The following is a 17508-nucleotide window of genomic DNA, read 5'->3' as shown; positions in this document are numbered from 1 at the left end:
AGTTCGGCGCTTCCTTCGTGATCTGCACGTCGTGCACGTGCGATTCGTTCATGCCGGCGGCAGTGATCTCGACAAACTGGCTCTTCTCGTGCCATTCGGCAATCGACGCACAGCCGCAGTAGCCCATCGACGAGCGAACGCCACCCGTGAGCTGATGCACGATCGGCAACGCTGAGCCCTTGTACGGCACGCGACCTTCGATGCCTTCCGGCACCAGCTTGTCGACGTTGGCGGTGTTGTCTTCCTGGAAGTAACGGTCAGCCGCACCATCCTTCATGGCGCCCACCGAGCCCATGCCACGGTAGCTCTTGTACGAGCGCCCCTGGAACAGGAACACCTCACCCGGAGATTCGTCCGTGCCAGCGAACATGCCGCCCATCATCACGGTGTGTGCGCCGGCGGCCAGCGCCTTGGCAACATCACCCGAGTAGCGGATACCGCCGTCGGCGATAAGGGGCACGCCGGTGCCCTTGAGCGCTTCGGCCACATTGGACACCGCGAAGATTTGCGGCACGCCGACGCCGGCAACGATCCGCGTCGTGCAGATCGAGCCCGGGCCGATGCCAACCTTGACACCATCTGCGCCATGATCGACCAACGCCTTGGCCGCTTCGCCCGTGGCGATGTTGCCGCCAATCACCTGCACCTGCGGATAGTTGTCCTTGATCCAGCGCACACGGCTGAGCACGCCCTGGCTGTGGCCGTGCGCGGTATCGACCACGATCACATCCACGCCAGCCTTGACCAGCAGGTCGATGCGCAGGTCATTGTCCGGGCCCACGCCCACCGCCGCGCCCACGCGCAGCGAGCCCTGCTCATCCTTGGAGGCCAACGGGTATTCGGTGGCCTTCTGGATGTCCTTGACGGTGATCAGGCCGCGCAGCTCGAAAGCTTCACCCACCACCAGCACGCGCTCCAGGCGGTGCTTGTTCATCAGGCGCTTGGCTTCTTCCAGCGAGGCGCCTTCCTTGACGGTGACGAGCTTCTCGCCCGGCGTCATCTTGGCGCGCACCGGCGCGTCCAGCTCTTCTTCGAAGCGCAAGTCGCGGTTAGTGATGATGCCCACCACCTTCTTGCCTTCCAGCACCGGGAAGCCCGAGATGCCGTGCTGCGCCGACAGCGCCATCACGTCGCGCACCTTCATATCCGGGCCGATGGTGATCGGATCGCGCAGCACGCCCGACTCGAAGCGCTTGACCTTGGCGACTTCGCGCGCCTGTTCTTCCGGCTTCAGGTTCTTGTGGACGATACCGATGCCACCCTGCTGCGCCATGGCAATGGCCAGCCGCGCTTCCGTGACCGTATCCATGGCGGCGGACACGAGCGGAATGGCGAGTTCAATCGAACGGGTGAGCTTGGTGCGAAGGGACGTATCGCGGGGCAGGACGGCCGAGTAGGCCGGGACGAGCAGCACATCATCGAACGTGAGTGCTTTCTGGACAAGACGCATAGCAATTTCCTCTAGGCGCAAAATCGGATTATACGGGAATTTGCACCACGGTTGTAGACGCCCGTGCTATGCTCGATAAATTTTTCTTCGCGCACCCGCCTGAAGCGCCCTGTGGCCTCAGCGGCCGTGTGTAGCAAGCTTTGCGAGTGTTCGAATGGGAATTGGCGTGTTGTGCGCCCTGCTGGCGGGTGCCATGTGGGGCATGGTCTTCATTGCGCCGCGCGCGCTGCCGGCGTTCTCGCCGTGGGAGCTGGCCCTGGGCCGCTACCTCGCCTACGGCGCCATCGCGGCCATCGCCGCCGCCCCCATCCTCCCGCGCATTGCCCGCAAGATCACCCGCGCTGATTGCCTCGCGCTGGTGCGGCAATCCTGCAGCGGCAATCTCGTCTATTACGTGCTGCTGGCCTTTGGCGTGCAACTGGCCGGCGTCGCCCCCACCTCGCTCATCATCGGCATCCTGCCGATCACCGTGACGGTGCTCGGGCACCGCGATCACGGCGCTGTACCACTGTCGCGCCTGATCTGGCCGCTGCTGGTGGTCGCAGCCGGCATCGTCTGTATCAACGTCGACCTGTTTGGCCACGCCAACGCCGCTGCCGCAGCCCAAGTCCGGCCGGTCTGGCAGCGCATTGCCGGCATTGCCTGCGCGGCGGGCGCCCTGTGCAGCTGGACCTGGTACGCGGTGGACAATGCCCGCTACCTGCAGCGCAATCCGCATTTCTCCAGCAACGAGTGGTCGGCGCTGTACGGCATTTCGACCGGCGTGCTGTCGACCGTGCTGACGGCGATCGCCCTGCTCGTGGTCGGCACCGGCTGGGCCGATGGCGGTGGGCGTGTCTGGACAACGTTCTGGGCCGTGAATGCTGCCGTGGCACTCGGCGCGTCGCTGATCGGCAACAACCTGTGGAACATCTCCGCCCGCCGGCTGCCGCTCACGCTGTCGGGCCAGATGATCGTGTTCGAGACGCTGTTCGCGCTGGCATATGGCTTTGTGTACGACGACCGCTGGCCTCGCCCGCTCGAAATCGCGGCAATCGCCTTGCTGATCGTGGGGGTCGGCTGGTCGGTGCGCTTGCACGCAGAGGACAACTCTGCATAAACTGGGCGCCTTGCCGGGGGGCGAGTCGGCAGGCCGAGCCAGGCCACCGACGTAGATTCACGCGTGGCGATCACGCCACCGGGCTCCCGCGCGCGTCAAGGAGCCGTCGTCGGGTCGGCCAACGCGCCATCGGCAGGCCATCGAACGAGAACTCCATGAAACGACTGCACGTCCTGCTGCCGGCCACCGTCACCCTGATCACCCTCGCCTGCCCGACCGCCTTCGCGCAATGGGCCTGGCAATGGCGCGACGAAAAGGGCCACATGGTCTACAGCGACGCCGCACCGCCGCCGTCCGTGCCGGCTTCGCGCATCATCCGCAACCCGAACGGCCGCTTTGCCACGGCCTATGAATCGGTGCCCGCGCCGGCTTCGGGCGTCCAGGCGGCGTCTGCCCCCAAGGCCGCATCGCCCGCATCCAGCGCCGCCGTCGATCCGGATGAGGCCCTGCGCAAGCGCCTGGCCGCGCGCGACAAGAAGGATCAGGAAGACGCGCAGAAGGCCGAGCTGGCCCAGCGCAGGCAGGCCGAATGCGAGCGTCTGCGCAACGAAACCAACTATATGCAAGAGGGTCGCCGCTTCGGCTCGATCCAATCCGATGGCTCGATCGCGCCCATGGACGACAACCAGCGCGCCGCCGCCGTCCAGCGCAACCAGGCGGCCATCAACGCGAACTGCGGCTAAGACCGCAGGCGCTTACTCGGTGACGTCGCCTTCGGGCGGCGCCTCATTGCGCAGCCACTTCAGCCCTTCGCGCGTGCCGGTTGCGCGCACGCGTTGCACGCGGCGGCGCCGGGCCGTCTTCGGATCGGCGATCAGCGGGCCAGAGATCTCGACCCGGTCGCGCGCGTGCAGCGGCGCATCGGGCGTCTTGCGCTTGCCGTAGATGCCCAAGCGGCAGGTCTCGAGCGTCAGATCCGTCCCGTCGAGCACGCCGGATGCGCGCACCGCGTCCGCCACGGTCGCCGGTGCTGGCACGCGCACCTCCACCAGCCTTGGCGGCGTGACCGTCGCCAGGCAGACCATCACCTCGATCTGCTCAGGATTCGCCATAGACCACCTCGGCGCGCTTGACGAAGGAATCGACGAAAGTATTGGCGATCATACTGAACACCGGGCCGATGATTTTCTCCAGCAAGTGGCTGGAGAACTCGTAGTGCAGGTGGAAGTTGATCTTGCACGCATCGGCGCGCAGCGGCGTGAACACCCAGAAGCCAGTGAAGGTCTTGAAAGGACCATCAGCGAACTGCATATCGATGCGGGTGGGCCGCGTTTGCCTGTTGCGCGTGCGGAAATGCTGGTGGATGCCCTTGAAGGCGATGTCGACGCGGGCGTCGAGTGACGTGTCGGTCTGCTCGAAGATTTCCACGCCGCCGCACCACGGCAGGAAGTTCGGATAGTCCTTGACGTTGGTGACCAGGTCGAACATCTGTTCGGCCGAGTAACCGATCAACACGGTTTTTTCAACGTCTGCCATGCGCCTTCCGAAAGCTTTGCGTGCCGCACGTCGATTGCCTGTGCGGCGGATTTGTTAAACTCGCCATTTTATCGCAGCGCATGCAGGGACCGTCACCTTAACCGTCGCCCCGCCGCGCTCACCGCACATTCCACGTATGACCATCGCCGACAACAAGAAAGCCTTTTTCGATTACTTCATCGAAGAACGCTACGAGGCGGGCATCGTACTCGAGGGCTGGGAGGTGAAGGCCATCCGCGCCGGCCGTTCGCAGATCAAGGAAGGCTACGTCGTCATCCGCAACGCCGAGCTGTTCCTGATCGGGGCGCACATCAGCCCGCTGCAATCGGCCTCCACGCACGTCACGCCCGACCCGGTGCGCACCCGCAAACTGCTCCTGCACGCCGAGGAGATCAAGAAGCTGATCGGCAAGGTCGAGCAGCGTGGCTACACGCTCGTGCCGCTCAACCTGCACTACTCGCGCGGTCGCGTGAAGTGCGAGATTGGCCTCGCCAAGGGCAAGAAGCTCTATGACAAGCGCGAGACCGAAAAAGACCGCGACTGGCAGCGCGAGAAGGCGCGGATCATGCGCGAGAAGGCCTAACCTCGAGCCTGACCTCGGGCCCGATCCGCAACGCCCTTACGCGCTCGGCCGCTGCTGCTTCACAATCTGCAGCGCCGTTGCAATCATCGAGCTCATTTCGCTCAAGTTGCCCGGCACGATCAGCGTATTGCCCTGCTTGGCCAGGTTGCCGAACGCTGCCACGTATTCCTCCGCCACCTTCAGGTTGACCGCGTCCGCACCACCCTCGGTGCGGATGGCGTGACCGACCTTCTGGATCGCCTGCGCGTTGGCCTCGGCCACCGCCAGGATGGCCGCCGCCTCGCCCTGCGCCCGGTTGATGGCGGCCTGCTTGTCGCCCTCGGACTTCTGGATGGCAGCCTCACGCGCACCGGATGCCAGGTTGATCTGCTCCTGGCGCTTCCCCTCCGATGCCGCGATCAGCGCGCGCTTCTCGCGCTCGGCTGTGATCTGCGCCTGCATCGCGTGCAGGATCTCCTTGGGCGGCGTCAAGTCCTTGATCTCGTAGCGCAGCACCTTCACGCCCCAGTTGGAGGCCGCCTCATCCAGCGCGTTGACCACGCTGTGGTTGATGAAGTCGCGCTCCTCAAACGTCTTGTCCAGCTCCAGCTTGCCGACCACCGAACGCAGCGTGGTCTGCGCCAGTTGCGTGATGGCGATCACGAAATTGCTCGACCCGTACGATGCCCGCATCGGGTCGGTCACCTGGAAGTACAGGATGCCGTCCACCTGCAGCTGCGTGTTGTCCTTGGTGATACAGATCTGGCTCGGCACGTCGAGCGGGATTTCCTTGAGCACGTGCTTGTAGGCCACGCGATCGACAAGCGGCAGCACGATGTTCAGCCCCGGCGAGAGCGTCGCGTGGTACTTGCCCAGCCGCTCCAGGATCCAGGCGTGCTGTTGCGGCACGATCTTGATGCCCTGTGCGATCAGCACAATGGCGGCAAACAAAACGATGAGCGCGAAAGTGCCCAGCTCGAACATAGAACCTCCGTGGGTTGCGGTTGGGGTTGTTATTTGGGGGCGACGACCAGCACGTTGCCGCGTACCTCGACGATGCGGAACTCGCCGCCGGTGGCCAATGCGTTGGGCGCCAGTTCGACATCCCACGCAGCGCCGCGGTATTGCACGCGCGCGCGACGCTCGGGCGACCACGCATCCACGCGCAGCGCCTCGCCGATATCCAGATTGACGTTGCGGTTGCGGGCGGCGTCTTCACGCGTGACGCGCCCAAAGCGCGTGCGCCGCAGCCCAACGATGCCGACCACAGTGACGATGGCCGCAACGATGGCCTGCGCAGGAAACTCGAGCCCAACGAGCGCCGCTAGTCCCCCCGCCAGCAGGCCGAAGGCAACCATCAGTAGATAGAACGTCCCCGTCATCAGCTCACCGATGACGAGCAGCACGGCCAGCGTGAACCAGACGATCTCTTGCGCCGACATACATCCCCCAAGAAAAAACCCCCGCGACGAGGCACGTCAGCGGGGGCATGTCGCTCGGCCCCCGCCGGCGTTGGACGCCACCGGGCACTTCGCGTTCTTGTCGGCGCGCACCTCGAAAGGCGCGCGCCCTTTCTACTTTACTGCAGGATCAGGCCCGAATTAAGCCGAACCCAGCTTCTTCCACGTGTCGACGACCGAATCCGGGTTCAACGAGATGGACGAGATGCCTTCCTTGGCCAGCCACTCGGCGAAATCCGGGTGGTCGGACGGGCCCTGGCCGCAGATGCCGACGTACTTGTCCATCGACAGCGCGGTCGAGATGGCACGCTGCAGCATGAACTTGACTGCCGGATCGCGCTCGTCGAAGTCTCGGGCCAGCAGCTCCATGCCGGAGTCGCGGTCCAGGCCCAGCGTGAGCTGCGTCAGGTCGTTCGAGCCGATCGAGAAGCCGTCGAAATGCTGCAGGAACTGCTCGGCCAGGATCGCGTTGGACGGCACTTCGCACATCATGATCAGGCGCAGGCCGTTCTCGCCGCGCTTCAGGCCGTACTTGGCCAGCAGCTCGACCACCTTCTCGGCCTGGCCGAGCGTACGCACGAACGGGACCATCACCTCGACGTTGGTCAGGCCCATCTCGTCGCGCACGCGCTTCATGGCGCGGCACTCCATCTCGAAGGCTTCAGCGAAGTCTTCGGCGATGTAGCGCGAGGCGCCACGGAAGCCCAGCATCGGGTTCTCTTCATCCGGCTCGTAGCGCGAACCGCCGATCAGCTTCTTGTACTCGTTGGACTTGAAGTCCGACAGGCGCACGATCACGGGCTTCGGATAGAAGGCCGCCGCGATGGTGGCGATGCCTTCGGCCAGCTTGTCGACGTAGAACGCGCGCGGGCTGGCATGGCCGCGGGCCACGCTTTCCACGGCCTTCTTCAGGTCGCTGTCGACTTGCGGATAGTCGAGGATCGCCTTCGGGTGGACGCCGATGTTGTTATTGATGATGAATTCCAGACGGGCCAGGCCCACGCCGCCGTTCGGGATCTGGCAGAAGTCGAAGGCGAGCTGCGGGTTGCCGACGTTCATCATGATCTTCGTGCTGATCGCCGGCATCTCGCCGCGCTGGACTTCCGTGATTTCGGTTTCCAGCAGGCCGTCGTAGATCTTGCCTTCGTCGCCCTCGGCGCACGAGACCGTCACCAGGGTACCGTCCTTGAGGATGTCGGTAGCGTCGCCGCAGCCGACCACGGCCGGCACGCCCAGCTCACGCGCGATGATGGCCGCGTGGCAGGTACGGCCGCCGCGGTTGGTCACGATGGCCGAGGCGCGCTTCATCACCGGCTCCCAGTTCGGGTCGGTCATGTCGGCCACCAGCACGTCGCCGGGCTGCACGCGTTCCATCTCGGCCGGATCGTTGATCACGCGCACCGGGCCCGTGCCGATCTTCTGGCCGATGGCGCGGCCGGTAGTCAGCACCGGCGCCGAGCCCTTCAGGCGGAAGCGCTGCTCGACCTTGCCGGCAGCCTGGCTCTTCACGGTTTCCGGGCGGGCCTGCAGGATGTAGATCTTGCCGTCGCGGCCGTCGCGGCCCCACTCGATGTCCATCGGGCGGCCGTAGTGCTTCTCGATGATGACGGCGTACTTGGCCAGCTCCGTCACATCCGCGTCGGAGATGGAGTAGCGGTTGCGCAGCTCACCCGGCACGTCGACGGTCTTCACGCGGCCTTCTTCGCCCGGCGCGGTGAATTCCATCTTGATCAGCTTCGAGCCGATCGAGCGGCGGATGATCGGGTACTGGCCGGCGGCCAGCGTCGGCTTGAAGACGTAGAACTCGTCCGGGTTCACGGCGCCCTGCACCACCGTCTCGCCCAGGCCGTAGCTGGAGGTGATGAAGACGACTTCCTGGAAGCCCGATTCGGTGTCGATCGTGAACATCACGCCCGACGCGCCGCAGTCCGAGCGCACCATACGCTGGATGCCGGCCGACAGCGCCACCACGTCGTGGGCAAAGCCCTTGTGGACGCGGTACGAGATGGCACGGTCGTTGTACAGCGAGGCGAACACGTGCTTGATCTTGTCGAGCACGTCGTCGATGCCCAAGACGTTGAGGTAGCTCTCCTGCTGACCGGCGAACGAGGCGTCCGGCAGGTCTTCGGCCGTGGCCGACGAACGCACGGCAAACGAAGCCTCGGCGCCTTCACGGGCCGACACGCGTGCGTACGATTCACGGATCTCCTGCTCCAGGCGCGGCTGGAACGGTGCCGTGGCGACCCACTCGCGGATCTCCTTGCCGGCCGCGGCCAGCGCCTTGACGTCGTCGACGTCCAGCGCGGCCAGGCGCTGCGAGATGCGCTCGGTCAGGTTGTTGTGCGCGAGGAAGTCGCGGAAGGCGAGTGCCGTGGTGGCAAAACCGCCCGGAACGCGCACGCCGGCGCCATCCAGCTGGGAGATCATCTCGCCCAGCGAAGCGTTCTTACCGCCAACGACCTCGACATCGGTCATCCGCAGTTGCTCGAACGGCAGCACATAGGCGCCGTCTTGCGACAGGTTAGTCATACAAGTCCCTAAACTAAGTGAAAAACCGGTCGGATGCGCGCGAAGCGTTTGTTCTTGTCGTCTGGCCGCGCGATTCCCTTGGCTAAATCATCCGGGCGGCGTTGCCGGGTCGTCTGACCGGGGGCCGGGCCGAATTGCTTAGCCAAAAGATCGCCGCTATTCTACCGTGCCGCCGCACGAATTCCTCCCGGCGGATAGGAAAAACCCCTCGTTTTCAATGACCGACCTCGCCGCCGCATCTACCACCCGCGCGGCCGTCCGCACCGTGTTTATCGTGTCGGATGGCACCGGGATCACCGCAGAAACCTTCAGCCACTCCATCCTCGCCCAGTTCGAGATGAAGTTCCGCCAAGTGCGGATTCCGTTTGTCGACACGATCGACAAGGCACATGTGGCGGTCAGCAAGATCAACGAGGCCTTCAACGTCGAAGGCGTTCGGCCGATCGTCTTCACCACGCTGGTGGATGCCGAGGCCAACGAAATCGTCCATCGGGCCAAGGCAACCATCCTGGACATGTTCCAGACCTTCATCGAGCCGCTCGAGAAGGAGCTGAACCTCAAATCCACCCACGCCATCGGGCGCTTCCACCAAAATGCCGATACCGAGGCGTACAAGAACCGTATCGAAGCGATCAACTTTTCACTTGCGCACGACGACGGCCAGTCGCACAAGAACCTGGCCGAGGCCGATGTGATCCTGGTGGGGGTTTCGCGCAGCGGCAAGACGCCGACCAGCCTCTACCTGGCGATGCAGTACGGGGTGAAATCGGCCAACTACCCGCTCATTCCTGACGATTTCGAGCGCGGCAAGCTGCCCACGGTGCTCTACAACTACAAGAGCAAGATCTTCGGCCTGTCGATCGACCCGCAGCGGCTGTCCGAGATCCGCAATGAACGTCGTCCAGGCAGCAAATATGCGGCGCTGGAGAACTGCCGCTATGAGGTGAACGAGGCGGAATCGCTGATGCGGCGCGAGGGCATCAAGTGGCTGTCGTCCACGCACAAGTCGATCGAGGAGATCGCCACGACCATCCTGCAGGACGTGCGGATGGAGCGCGAGAACTACTGAGCGTCACGCTACAGAACAAAACGGCCGGTTTTCGCACCGGCCGTTTTGCTTTTCTGGCGCCTGCCTGCGTCAGGCCCGATCCCGCACCCAGTTGCCGCCATGCGCCGCCGCCTGAGCCGCCGGCGAGGTGGCGAGGTAGGCCAGGGCCTGCTCGGTCGAGCCCTCGTGATGCGGCGTATAGCTCGGCCGGAAGTAGCGCAGCGCCGCCGCGATCATCTTCCAGAACGACGGCAGGCAGCGACGCTGCGAGCCGCGCCACCAGCCCAGGATGAAGCCCGGATACCGTCCGGCGGCCGGATCGCGCTTGTACATGAAGCGCGATCCCTTCTGCAGGAAGTACAGCAACAGCAGGATCGTGCACAGCATGTGGAAGCAGCGCTCGACGTAGTTACCGCCCAGGTGCCGGAAGATGTCGAACGCTACCGTACGGTGCTCGACTTCCTCAGCGCCGTGCCAGCGCAGCAGGTCGAGCATCACCGGGTCCGCTTTTGCCTTGTCGAGCCCGTCGGCGTTCAGCACCCAGTTGCCTAGATAGCCGAAGAAGTGCTCCAGCGCCGCGATGATGCCAAGCTGCTGCTTCAGCCAGAACCGTGTGTGTCCGATCTTCAGCCTGAGCGGCTGCTCGCCGAGCACTTTGGAGAACAGCCAATCCAGGTGCTTGGTGTAAGGCTGCGTGTCGATGCCGTGCGCCTTGTAGTAGTGCGTCAGCACGCCGCCATGCGAGCGGGAGTGAATCGCCTCCTGGCGCAGGAAACCCTCCGCATCGGCGCGCAGCTTCGGATCGGTGATCTGCGGCATCGCCTTGTTGTAGACGCGGCAGAACCACAGCTCGCCGGCCGGGAACAGCAGGTTGAGGATGTTGATGATGTGCGTGCTGGAGGGGTCGCCGGGAATCCACTGGATGGGCGTCTGGCTCCAGTCGAAACGCACGTGGCGGGGCTTGATGGTGTAATCGGGCGCGGTCATGGTTGTCTCCTGTTCTTGTGGTGGCCGGATTCAATGCCCGGCCATGCTCACGCGCGCGATCAGCCGGCTGAGCCACTGCGCATAGCGCGAGATAAAGCGCGACGAGTGCGCCTCGATGCCGATCGTGACGACGGGCTTGTTGCGCAGCACCGCGCGCAGCATGGCGCGGGCCACTGTCTCAGGCTTGAGGCCACGCAGCTGGTAGAGCTTGGTCGCGCGGGCCCGCAGCGCGGCCTGCTGCGCTTCGGTGGTGCCGGTGTAGACGGTGGAGGCCATGATCCCGGTCTCGGCAAAGCCCGGGCAGATGGCCGACACGCCGATGCCCTGCCCGGTCAGTTCGCCGCGCATGCATTCGGAGAGCATCAGGACGGCCGCCTTGGTGGTTGCATAGGCCGCCAGGTCGCGCGAAGGCGCAAAGGCCGCCGCCGATGCAGTGTTCAGGATGTGCCCGCCCTGCCCGCGCGCGACCATCTGCTTGGCAAACAGCCGTGCTCCATGAATCACGCCCCACACGTTCACGTGCAGGATGCGCTGCCAGTCGCGTTCAGACGTGTCGACAATGCCGCCAGCCATGCCGATGCCGGCGTTGTTGACGACGATGTCGGCGCCACCCAGTTCGCGGCCGACCCAATCCACCAGCGCCTCCATCTGCTCGGCGCTGCCAACGTCGACGGTGCGCGACCAGGCACTGCCGCCCGTCAGGCGGATCAGCGTGGCGGTGCGCTCAGCGTCTTCCGCGCGGATATCGACCGCGACGATGGCCGCGCCTTGCTCCGCGAACGCCAGCGCCGCACAGCGCCCGATGCCGCTGCCCGCGCCGGTGATGACGGCCAGCTTGCCTGTGAACGGCTTGCGCGCGCCGTGCTGGCGGGCGCGTTGCAATGCCTCGGACTCCGGCGCTCCCTCGGCATGCTCGATCAGCTCACGTGCCATCTCGGCCATGCGCTCGGCGTGCGTGACGGGCAGCCAGTGCCGCGCCACCACCTCGCGCCGCCAGTACTGCGGCACCCAGCGCGACAGGTCTTCCGACAAGGCCGGGCTCACGTATTTGTCCAGCGTCGGCACGATCACCTGCACCGGCGCGTGCGCGTAGCGCTTGCGCGGCGTGAACAGGCTGCGGATAAAGTTGGCGCGGTACAGCGAGACGCCGCGCACGCCGTCGGCCGTCTGCGTGGCGCGCGGGGCGATGGTGGTCTTCTCCACGCGCCGCAGCACGCGCGGCCATGCGCGCCCTAGCCATAGCCGCCAGCTCAGTTCCGACACGATCGGCAGGTGGAACAGCAGCACGTACCACGAGCGCACGAGCTGCCCCAGCATCTTGCCCAGCGACGACGGCGTCGGCCGCAGGAGCCGCGCACGCATCCAGTGCCCCACGTGGTCCAGGCACGGCCCCGAGCACGACGTGTACGACGCGATGCGCCCGCGCAGGCGTTCCTCGGTCACGAACTCCCACGACTGGATCGAACCCCAGTCATGCGCGATCAGGTGCACCGGCTTGGAGGGGCTCAGCGCGTCGATCACGGCGATGAAATCGTCGGTCAGGCGCGCGAACGTGTAGTTGCGCAGGCCCTTGGGCGCACTCGACTGCCCGGCGCCGCGCACGTCGTAGGCGATGACGTAGTAGTCGCGCGCGAGCAGCGGCGCCATCTCGTGCCAGACCTCGCTGTTGTCGGGATAGCCGTGGACGAGCACGACGGTCGGGCGCGCCGGGTCACCCCAGGTCTTGACGGCCAGCGTGACGTCGCCGGACTGCACCGTGCGCTCGGCGCGGGGGAAGGCGACGGCCGGCTCGAACAGCGCCAGCGGCGCTTCTTCGGGAAGCGTTTTCATGACAGCCTCCTCGCGCGTCAGGCCGCGCGCTGCTGCGCGAGCTGGCGCTGCTGCCAGCGGCGCACGTGCGGCAGATCATCGTCGAGCCAGTAGGCGTCGTCCTCGGTGATGACGAGCAGCTCTTCGAACTTGGCGCCCACGCCGTGGAAGCCCAGGTGCGGCTCGACCGCCCACAGGCCCGGCACCGGCGCGTGCTCGGAGCGGCGGTCGATCGACCACAGCGGCGACCAGCCCTCCTGCTTGCCGCTGCGCACCTGGTCGAGGATCAGGTTGCGCGTGGCATTCAGCCCGAAGCGCGCCACGAAGCGCGGCTTGGACGGATGCTCCAGCTTGGCCACGCGGTGTGCCAGCACCTTGAACGGATAGGCCTTGTGGCGCGGTTCGACGCCCTGCTTCATGCACAGCTGATCAACCGCGCGCGCCACCTCGGCCATTGGGCGCCGCTCACGGATCAGGCGCACGATCAGCTCACGGTGCGCCATCAGATCGTCCAGCAGTTGCTCGAGGATGGCGTTGTGGCCAACGCAGGTGGCATAGCCCACATCCGCAATCACCCCGTTGCGCACCGGCGCCACGTCGAGGATCACCGGCATGTTCTCCTCCAACCGCCGCGACGACGGGAAGAACGCCATATTGAACCCGGCCATGTGCGTCAGGCCCGAGAAGCCCTGGAACGCCGTGCGATCGCCAAACCACGCAAACGGCTTGTGCAGCCAGTCATGCACACCGCGATCACCGAGCCATTCGGTGAGCAGGCGGGCGGCGTCTTTCTCGGTCATGCCGGGACGCAGCATGGCGCCGACGGCCTCAACGCATTGATAGGCGAGTTGCTGGATTTCGCGAAACTGCGCGAGTTCGTCGACATTGACGCGCGCCAGGGCGGGATTCGGCATTGCCGGTCTCCTTGAGTCTGGTTATCGAGGGGCGCTCAATGGCACCGCCGTCAATGTTCCATTACTCAATGGCAATGTCAATGCGGGTTCACGCTGGCGTTTGAAAACGCCAAGTGACGCATTGTTTACAGCGAGAAGCTCAGCCGGCGCGACGCTGGCGCACGGCCTCGAACAGACAGATGGCTGCTGCGGCAGCCACGTTGAGGGACTCCATGCCACCCGGCTGCGGGATCACCACGGGCGTGGTCACGACCGCGAGCCATTCGTCCGACACGCCCGCGCCTTCGTTGCCGAAGACCCAGCCGACAGGCGTGTCCAGCGGTACATCGAAGACGGCCTGCTTGGCATGCGACGACGTCGCCAGGAGCGGCACCTGCAGGCGCGCCTGCACGCTCTCGAACGTGCAGTGCTCAACGATGTTGAGATGGAAATGCGCGCCCATTGCAGCGCGCAGGGTCTTGGCCGACCACGCGAACGCGCAGCCCGCCGTCATGAAGACATCACGCACGCCGGCCGCCGCCGCACAGCGCAGGATCGAGCCGACGTTACCGGCATCCTGGATGCCATCGAGGATCACGCAATCGGCCTCGATCGTGTGCGGCAGGTGGCCTTCTGGCGTATCGACCAGCGCCATCAGGTCGATGCCGTTGACCACTGTGGTGAGCTGGGCGAACAGGTTGTCGGCCAGCAGGATGATGGTTTGCGGGTCGATGCGATCGAGCAGCGGCGCCACCTCCGGATGTGCGACATGGCGCTCGGAGACCAGGCATTGCGCAGGCGTGTGGCCCGCATCGAGATAGGCGGCGACCAGGTGCACGCCATCGAGCACCGACTGCCCGGCGCGCCGGCGGTGCTGCGTCGAGCCGGCCAGCGCCTTGAGGTGCTTGAAGACCGCGTTGTCGCGGGAGGTGATGTGTTTCATGGAAGTCAGTCGTCCCAGGCGGTGCCGGCATCGGCGGGCATGGCTGCCCGCTCTTCGAGTGCGCGGCGCACCGGCGCAAACGAACGGCGGTGATGTGGCGTCACGCCATGCCGTTCGATGGCAGCCAGGTGTTGCGGCGTGCCATAGCCGGCGTGAACATCGAAACCGTAGTGCGGGAATTCAGTATGCAGCGCCGCCAGTTGGCGGTCACGCGTGACCTTGGCCAGGATGGATGCCGCCGAGATGGCCGGCACCAGCGCATCGCCCTTGACGATGGCCTCCACCGCAAATGCCACCTGCGGGCAGCGGTTGCCGTCCACCTGCACCAGGTCGGGCAGCACGCCCTGCGCGGCCACGCCCTGCACCGCGCGCTGCATCGCCAGCATGGTCGCGTGCAGGATGTTGATGCGGTCGATCTCTTCAACGGTGGCCTCGGCCACGTGCCAGGCGAGCGCCTTTTCGACGATCTCGCCGTAGAGGGCCTCACGCTTCTTGGCGGTGAGGATCTTGGAATCGGCCAGGCCCTGGATCGGCTTGCGCGGGTTCAATACCACCGCCGCGGCCGTCACCGGACCGGCCAGCGGACCGCGCCCGGCTTCGTCGACACCGCACAGGATGCGGCGCGCGCGCTTAACCACAGGTGCCTGGGACAACGGCAAGCCGAGTTGCGAAGGATCCGGAGTGCGGGTCGCCATCGCCTCAGAGCTTGCCGCGGCTGCGCAGCAGGTCGACCACCACCTTGGCACCGATCTCGGCCATGTTCTGCTTGAGCGTCAGGTGCATCTGCGTGAAGTGCTCACGCAGGAACGTGGCATTGCCGTGGTCGTTGAGCTGCAGCAGCGTTTCGCGCGCGAGCGATTCGGGCGTGGCATCGTCCTGCAGCAGTTCGGGCACGACAAAGCGGCCGGACAGGATGTTCGGCAGCCCCACGTACGGCAGATAGCCCTTGCGCTTCATGATCTGCGCGGTGAGCCAGGGCACCTTGTAGGTGATGACCATCGGCTTCTTGTACAGCGCCGCCTCCAGCGTGGCCGTGCCGCTGGCGAGCAGGATCACGTCGGCCGCTTCCATGGTGGCATGCGACTGGCCGTCGACCACCCACAGGTGCAGGCCCGGATGCTCCGCACGCATGGCATCGACGCGCTCGCGCAGCGTCGCGTTGGCGGCGGGCAGCACGAAGGCGATGTCCGGCTCGACCGACTGCATGCGTGCCATGGCGGCAAACAGCGTCGGCCCGAGATGCTTCACCTCGGAGTTGCGGCTGCCCGGCAGCACCGCGACGACCTTGCGGCCGAGCGGCAGCCCCAGGCGCGTGCGCGCGCCCTCCACGTCCGGCACCAGCGGAATCACGTCAGCCAGCGGATGGCCCACGTAGGTGGCCGGAATGCCGGCGCGGGCGTAGATCTCCGGCTCGAACGGGAACAGGCAGAGGATATGGTCGACCGCGCGTGCGATCGTCTTGATGCGCCCGGCGCGCCATGCCCAGATCGACGGGCTGACGAAGTGCACCACCGGCACCCCCGCCTGCCGCATGGCGATCTCGACGTTGAAATTGAAGTCCGGCGCGTCCACGCCGATGAAGGCCATCGGCGGATTAGCCAGCAGATCCTGCTTGAGACCCTTGCGGATGGCGAGGATCTCGCGCAGTTGGCCGAGCACTTCCACGTAGCCGTTGACCGACAGCTTGTGCATCGGCCAGTTCGACGTAAAGCCCTGCTCCATCATGCGCGCGCCGCCAATGCCGTTGTAGGCAATGTCTTGCGGCAGCTGCGCATGCAGCCCCTTGAGCAGCAGCGAGGCCAACAGATCGCCGGACGCCTCGCCGGCAGCCATGCCGATGCGGCGCGCCGGCGGGGTCGGCTCGGTCAACGCACGATGCCGCGCTTGGTGGCGGCGATGAAGCTGGCGAAGGCGCCCAGGACCTCGCGGCTGGGGGCGTCGTCGGTGCCGGCGAGTTGCGCGGCGATTTCGGCCTGGGCCTGGTCGAAGCTCAGGTCGCTCTTGTAAAGCAGCTTGTACGCCTGGCGCAGCGCGGTGATCTGCTCGGCCGTGAAGCCACGGCGGCGCAGGCCTTCCACGTTGATGCCGTGCGGTGCGGCCTTGTTGCCGCCCTTGTCGCTCGCGGCGATCACGAACGGTGGCACATCCTGCACCAGCGCCGAGGCACCGCCCAGCATCGCATGCGCGCCAATGCGCACGAACTGGTGCACGCCCGACATGCCGCCGAGGATGGCCCAGTCGCCCACTTCCACGTGGCCGGCAATCTGCGCGTTGCTGGAGAACACCGTGTGGTTGCCCACGCGGCAGTCGTGCGCGATGTGCACGTAGGCCATGATCCAGTTGTCGTCACCGATGGAGGTGATGCCGGCATCCTGCGCGGTGCCGGTGTGGATCGTGGTGAATTCGCGGATGGTGTTGCGGTCGCCGACGATGAGCTGGGTCGGCTCGTCGCGGTACTTCATGTCCTGCGGGCGACCGCCCACCGACGCGAAGTGGCCGATGCTGTTGTCGCGGCCCAGCGTGGTGTGCCCTTCGACCACGGTGTGGTGGCCGATGCGCGTGCCCGCGTCGATGCGCACGTTCGGGCCGATCACGGTAAAGGCGCCGACTTCGACGTCGGCGGCCAGCTCGGCCTTCGGGTCGATCTGTGCGGTCGGGTGGATCTTCGGAGTCTGCGTCATGCCTTGCCCTTCGATTCGTCCTTCACCACCGCGCACATGATCTCGGCCTCTGCGGCCACCTTGTCGTCCACCGTGGCGTAGACCTTGAACTTCCAGAAACCGCGCTTGCCGCGCAGCAGCTCTGCGTTCAGGCACAGCTGGTCTCCCGGCACGACCTGCTGCTTGAAGCGCGCGGCGTCGATGGCCGTGAACAGGTACAGATCGTCTTCCTTGCGCTGATGGTCAGGCTCGCCAAAGGTCAGCAGCGCGGCCGTCTGCGCCAGCGCTTCAAGGATCAGCACGCCCGGCATGACCGGATGGCCGGGGAAGTGGCCATTGAAGAACGGCTCGTTGAACGTGACGTTCTTGATGGCCTTGATGCGCTTGCCCGATTCGAACTCGACCACGCGATCCACCAGCAGCATCGGATAGCGATGCGGCAGCAGCTCAAGGATGCGCTTGATGTTGAAATCGCTGACGGCGCTCGTCGTCGCGTTAGAGGCTTCGGTCATGATTGTTGCTTCAGGTCTTTGACCTGCTGTTCCAGTTGTTGCAACCGTTCGCGCATGCGCGTCAGGCCTCGGACGATGGC

Annotated in this window: 18 protein-coding genes; 4 read left to right on the top strand and 14 right to left on the bottom strand. The window is 65.6% G+C overall.

Translation table 11 applies throughout. The features are described from left to right. A partial coding sequence (gene guaB, locus QZ609_RS14980) for an IMP dehydrogenase (RefSeq protein ID WP_295496280.1) occupies window positions 1-1450 on the bottom strand: 1450 nt, incomplete at its 3' end. Between the two features lie 154 nt (window positions 1451-1604). On the opposite strand from guaB, the gene QZ609_RS14975 reads away from it, so the two are divergent. Beyond that, entirely contained in the window at window positions 1605-2549 is a 945-nt protein-coding gene (locus QZ609_RS14975) for a DMT family transporter (RefSeq protein WP_295496278.1), read from the top strand. Window positions 2550-2704: 155 nt separating this feature from the next. After that, the gene (locus tag QZ609_RS14970) at window positions 2705-3232 is read left to right on the top strand and encodes a DUF4124 domain-containing protein (RefSeq protein WP_295496275.1); all 528 of its coding nucleotides are present in this window, start codon (window positions 2705-2707) and stop codon (window positions 3230-3232) included. A gap of 12 nt (window positions 3233-3244) precedes the next feature. Here QZ609_RS14970 and QZ609_RS14965 read toward each other — a convergent pair whose 3' ends face one another. Beyond that, window positions 3245-3601 (bottom strand): RnfH family protein, encoded by a 357-nt coding sequence (locus tag QZ609_RS14965; protein WP_295496272.1) that lies wholly within the window; start codon window positions 3599-3601, stop codon window positions 3245-3247. After that, entirely contained in the window at window positions 3588-4025 is a 438-nt protein-coding gene (locus QZ609_RS14960) for a type II toxin-antitoxin system RatA family toxin (protein WP_295496270.1), read from the bottom strand. Before QZ609_RS14960 ends, QZ609_RS14965 begins: the two co-directional genes overlap by 14 nt. A 136-nt stretch (window positions 4026-4161) precedes the next feature. On the opposite strand from QZ609_RS14960, the gene smpB reads away from it, so the two are divergent. Beyond that, on the top strand, window positions 4162-4608 hold the full coding sequence (gene smpB, locus QZ609_RS14955) for an SsrA-binding protein SmpB (RefSeq protein WP_295496268.1): 447 nt from the start codon (window positions 4162-4164) through the stop codon (window positions 4606-4608). A gap of 36 nt (window positions 4609-4644) precedes the next feature. Here the strand turns inward: smpB and QZ609_RS14950 are convergent, their stop codons facing one another. From QZ609_RS14950 to ppsA, 3 genes are all read right to left on the bottom strand, one after another. Then, the gene (locus QZ609_RS14950; protein ID WP_295496265.1) at window positions 4645-5571 is read right to left on the bottom strand and encodes an SPFH domain-containing protein; all 927 of its coding nucleotides are present in this window, start codon (window positions 5569-5571) and stop codon (window positions 4645-4647) included. Window positions 5572-5600: 29 nt separating this feature from the next. Beyond that, the gene (locus QZ609_RS14945; protein ID WP_295496262.1) at window positions 5601-6029 is read right to left on the bottom strand and encodes an NfeD family protein; all 429 of its coding nucleotides are present in this window, start codon (window positions 6027-6029) and stop codon (window positions 5601-5603) included. Window positions 6030-6188: 159 nt separating this feature from the next. Next, the gene (ppsA, locus tag QZ609_RS14940) at window positions 6189-8576 is read right to left on the bottom strand and encodes a phosphoenolpyruvate synthase (RefSeq protein ID WP_295496259.1); all 2388 of its coding nucleotides are present in this window, start codon (window positions 8574-8576) and stop codon (window positions 6189-6191) included. A gap of 217 nt (window positions 8577-8793) precedes the next feature. Between ppsA and QZ609_RS14935 the strand changes: the two genes are divergently transcribed. Beyond that, the gene (locus QZ609_RS14935; protein ID WP_295496256.1) at window positions 8794-9645 is read left to right on the top strand and encodes a pyruvate, water dikinase regulatory protein; all 852 of its coding nucleotides are present in this window, start codon (window positions 8794-8796) and stop codon (window positions 9643-9645) included. Window positions 9646-9714: 69 nt separating this feature from the next. On the opposite strand, the gene QZ609_RS14930 is transcribed toward QZ609_RS14935, so the two are convergent. The 8 genes from QZ609_RS14930 to fabZ all read right to left on the bottom strand — a co-directional run bounded on the left by QZ609_RS14930 (window position 9715) and on the right by fabZ (window position 17428). Beyond that, window positions 9715-10611 carry a metal-dependent hydrolase gene (locus QZ609_RS14930; RefSeq protein ID WP_295496254.1) on the bottom strand — a complete coding sequence of 299 codons (897 nt, stop codon included), beginning with the start codon at window positions 10609-10611 and terminating at the stop codon, window positions 9715-9717. Window positions 10612-10641: 30 nt separating this feature from the next. Beyond that, window positions 10642-12441 carry an SDR family oxidoreductase gene (locus tag QZ609_RS14925; RefSeq protein WP_295496252.1) on the bottom strand — a complete coding sequence of 600 codons (1800 nt, stop codon included), beginning with the start codon at window positions 12439-12441 and terminating at the stop codon, window positions 10642-10644. 17 nt (window positions 12442-12458) lie between these two features. Beyond that, window positions 12459-13334 carry a M24 family metallopeptidase gene (locus QZ609_RS14920; protein ID WP_295496249.1) on the bottom strand — a complete coding sequence of 292 codons (876 nt, stop codon included), beginning with the start codon at window positions 13332-13334 and terminating at the stop codon, window positions 12459-12461. A 139-nt stretch (window positions 13335-13473) separates the two neighbouring features. Further along, on the bottom strand, window positions 13474-14256 hold the full coding sequence (locus QZ609_RS14915) for an RNA methyltransferase (RefSeq protein WP_295496246.1): 783 nt from the start codon (window positions 14254-14256) through the stop codon (window positions 13474-13476). A gap of 5 nt (window positions 14257-14261) precedes the next feature. After that, the gene (gene rnhB, locus QZ609_RS14910; RefSeq protein ID WP_295496243.1) at window positions 14262-14951 is read right to left on the bottom strand and encodes a ribonuclease HII; all 690 of its coding nucleotides are present in this window, start codon (window positions 14949-14951) and stop codon (window positions 14262-14264) included. 4 nt (window positions 14952-14955) lie between these two features. After that, window positions 14956-16125, bottom strand: coding sequence for a lipid-A-disaccharide synthase (gene lpxB / locus QZ609_RS14905; protein ID WP_295496241.1), 1170 nt, complete (start codon window positions 16123-16125; stop codon window positions 14956-14958). Beyond that, window positions 16122-16937: an acyl-ACP--UDP-N-acetylglucosamine O-acyltransferase gene (gene lpxA / locus QZ609_RS14900; RefSeq protein ID WP_295496238.1), complete on the bottom strand. Its 816-nt coding sequence runs from the start codon at window positions 16935-16937 to the stop codon at window positions 16122-16124. The genes lpxB and lpxA overlap by 4 nt, the downstream gene beginning before the upstream one ends. After that, complete coding sequence (gene fabZ, locus QZ609_RS14895; protein ID WP_295496235.1) at window positions 16934-17428, bottom strand: 3-hydroxyacyl-ACP dehydratase FabZ; 495 nt, start codon at window positions 17426-17428, stop codon at window positions 16934-16936. The genes lpxA and fabZ overlap by 4 nt, the downstream gene beginning before the upstream one ends. Window positions 17429-17508 lie beyond the last annotated feature (80 nt).

The sequence above is a fragment of the uncultured Ralstonia sp. genome (assembly GCA_913056305.1).
In the GTDB taxonomy this organism is placed as follows: Bacteria; Pseudomonadota; Gammaproteobacteria; order Burkholderiales; family Burkholderiaceae; genus Ralstonia.
This window is presented reverse-complemented; position numbering and strand designations above follow the sequence as displayed.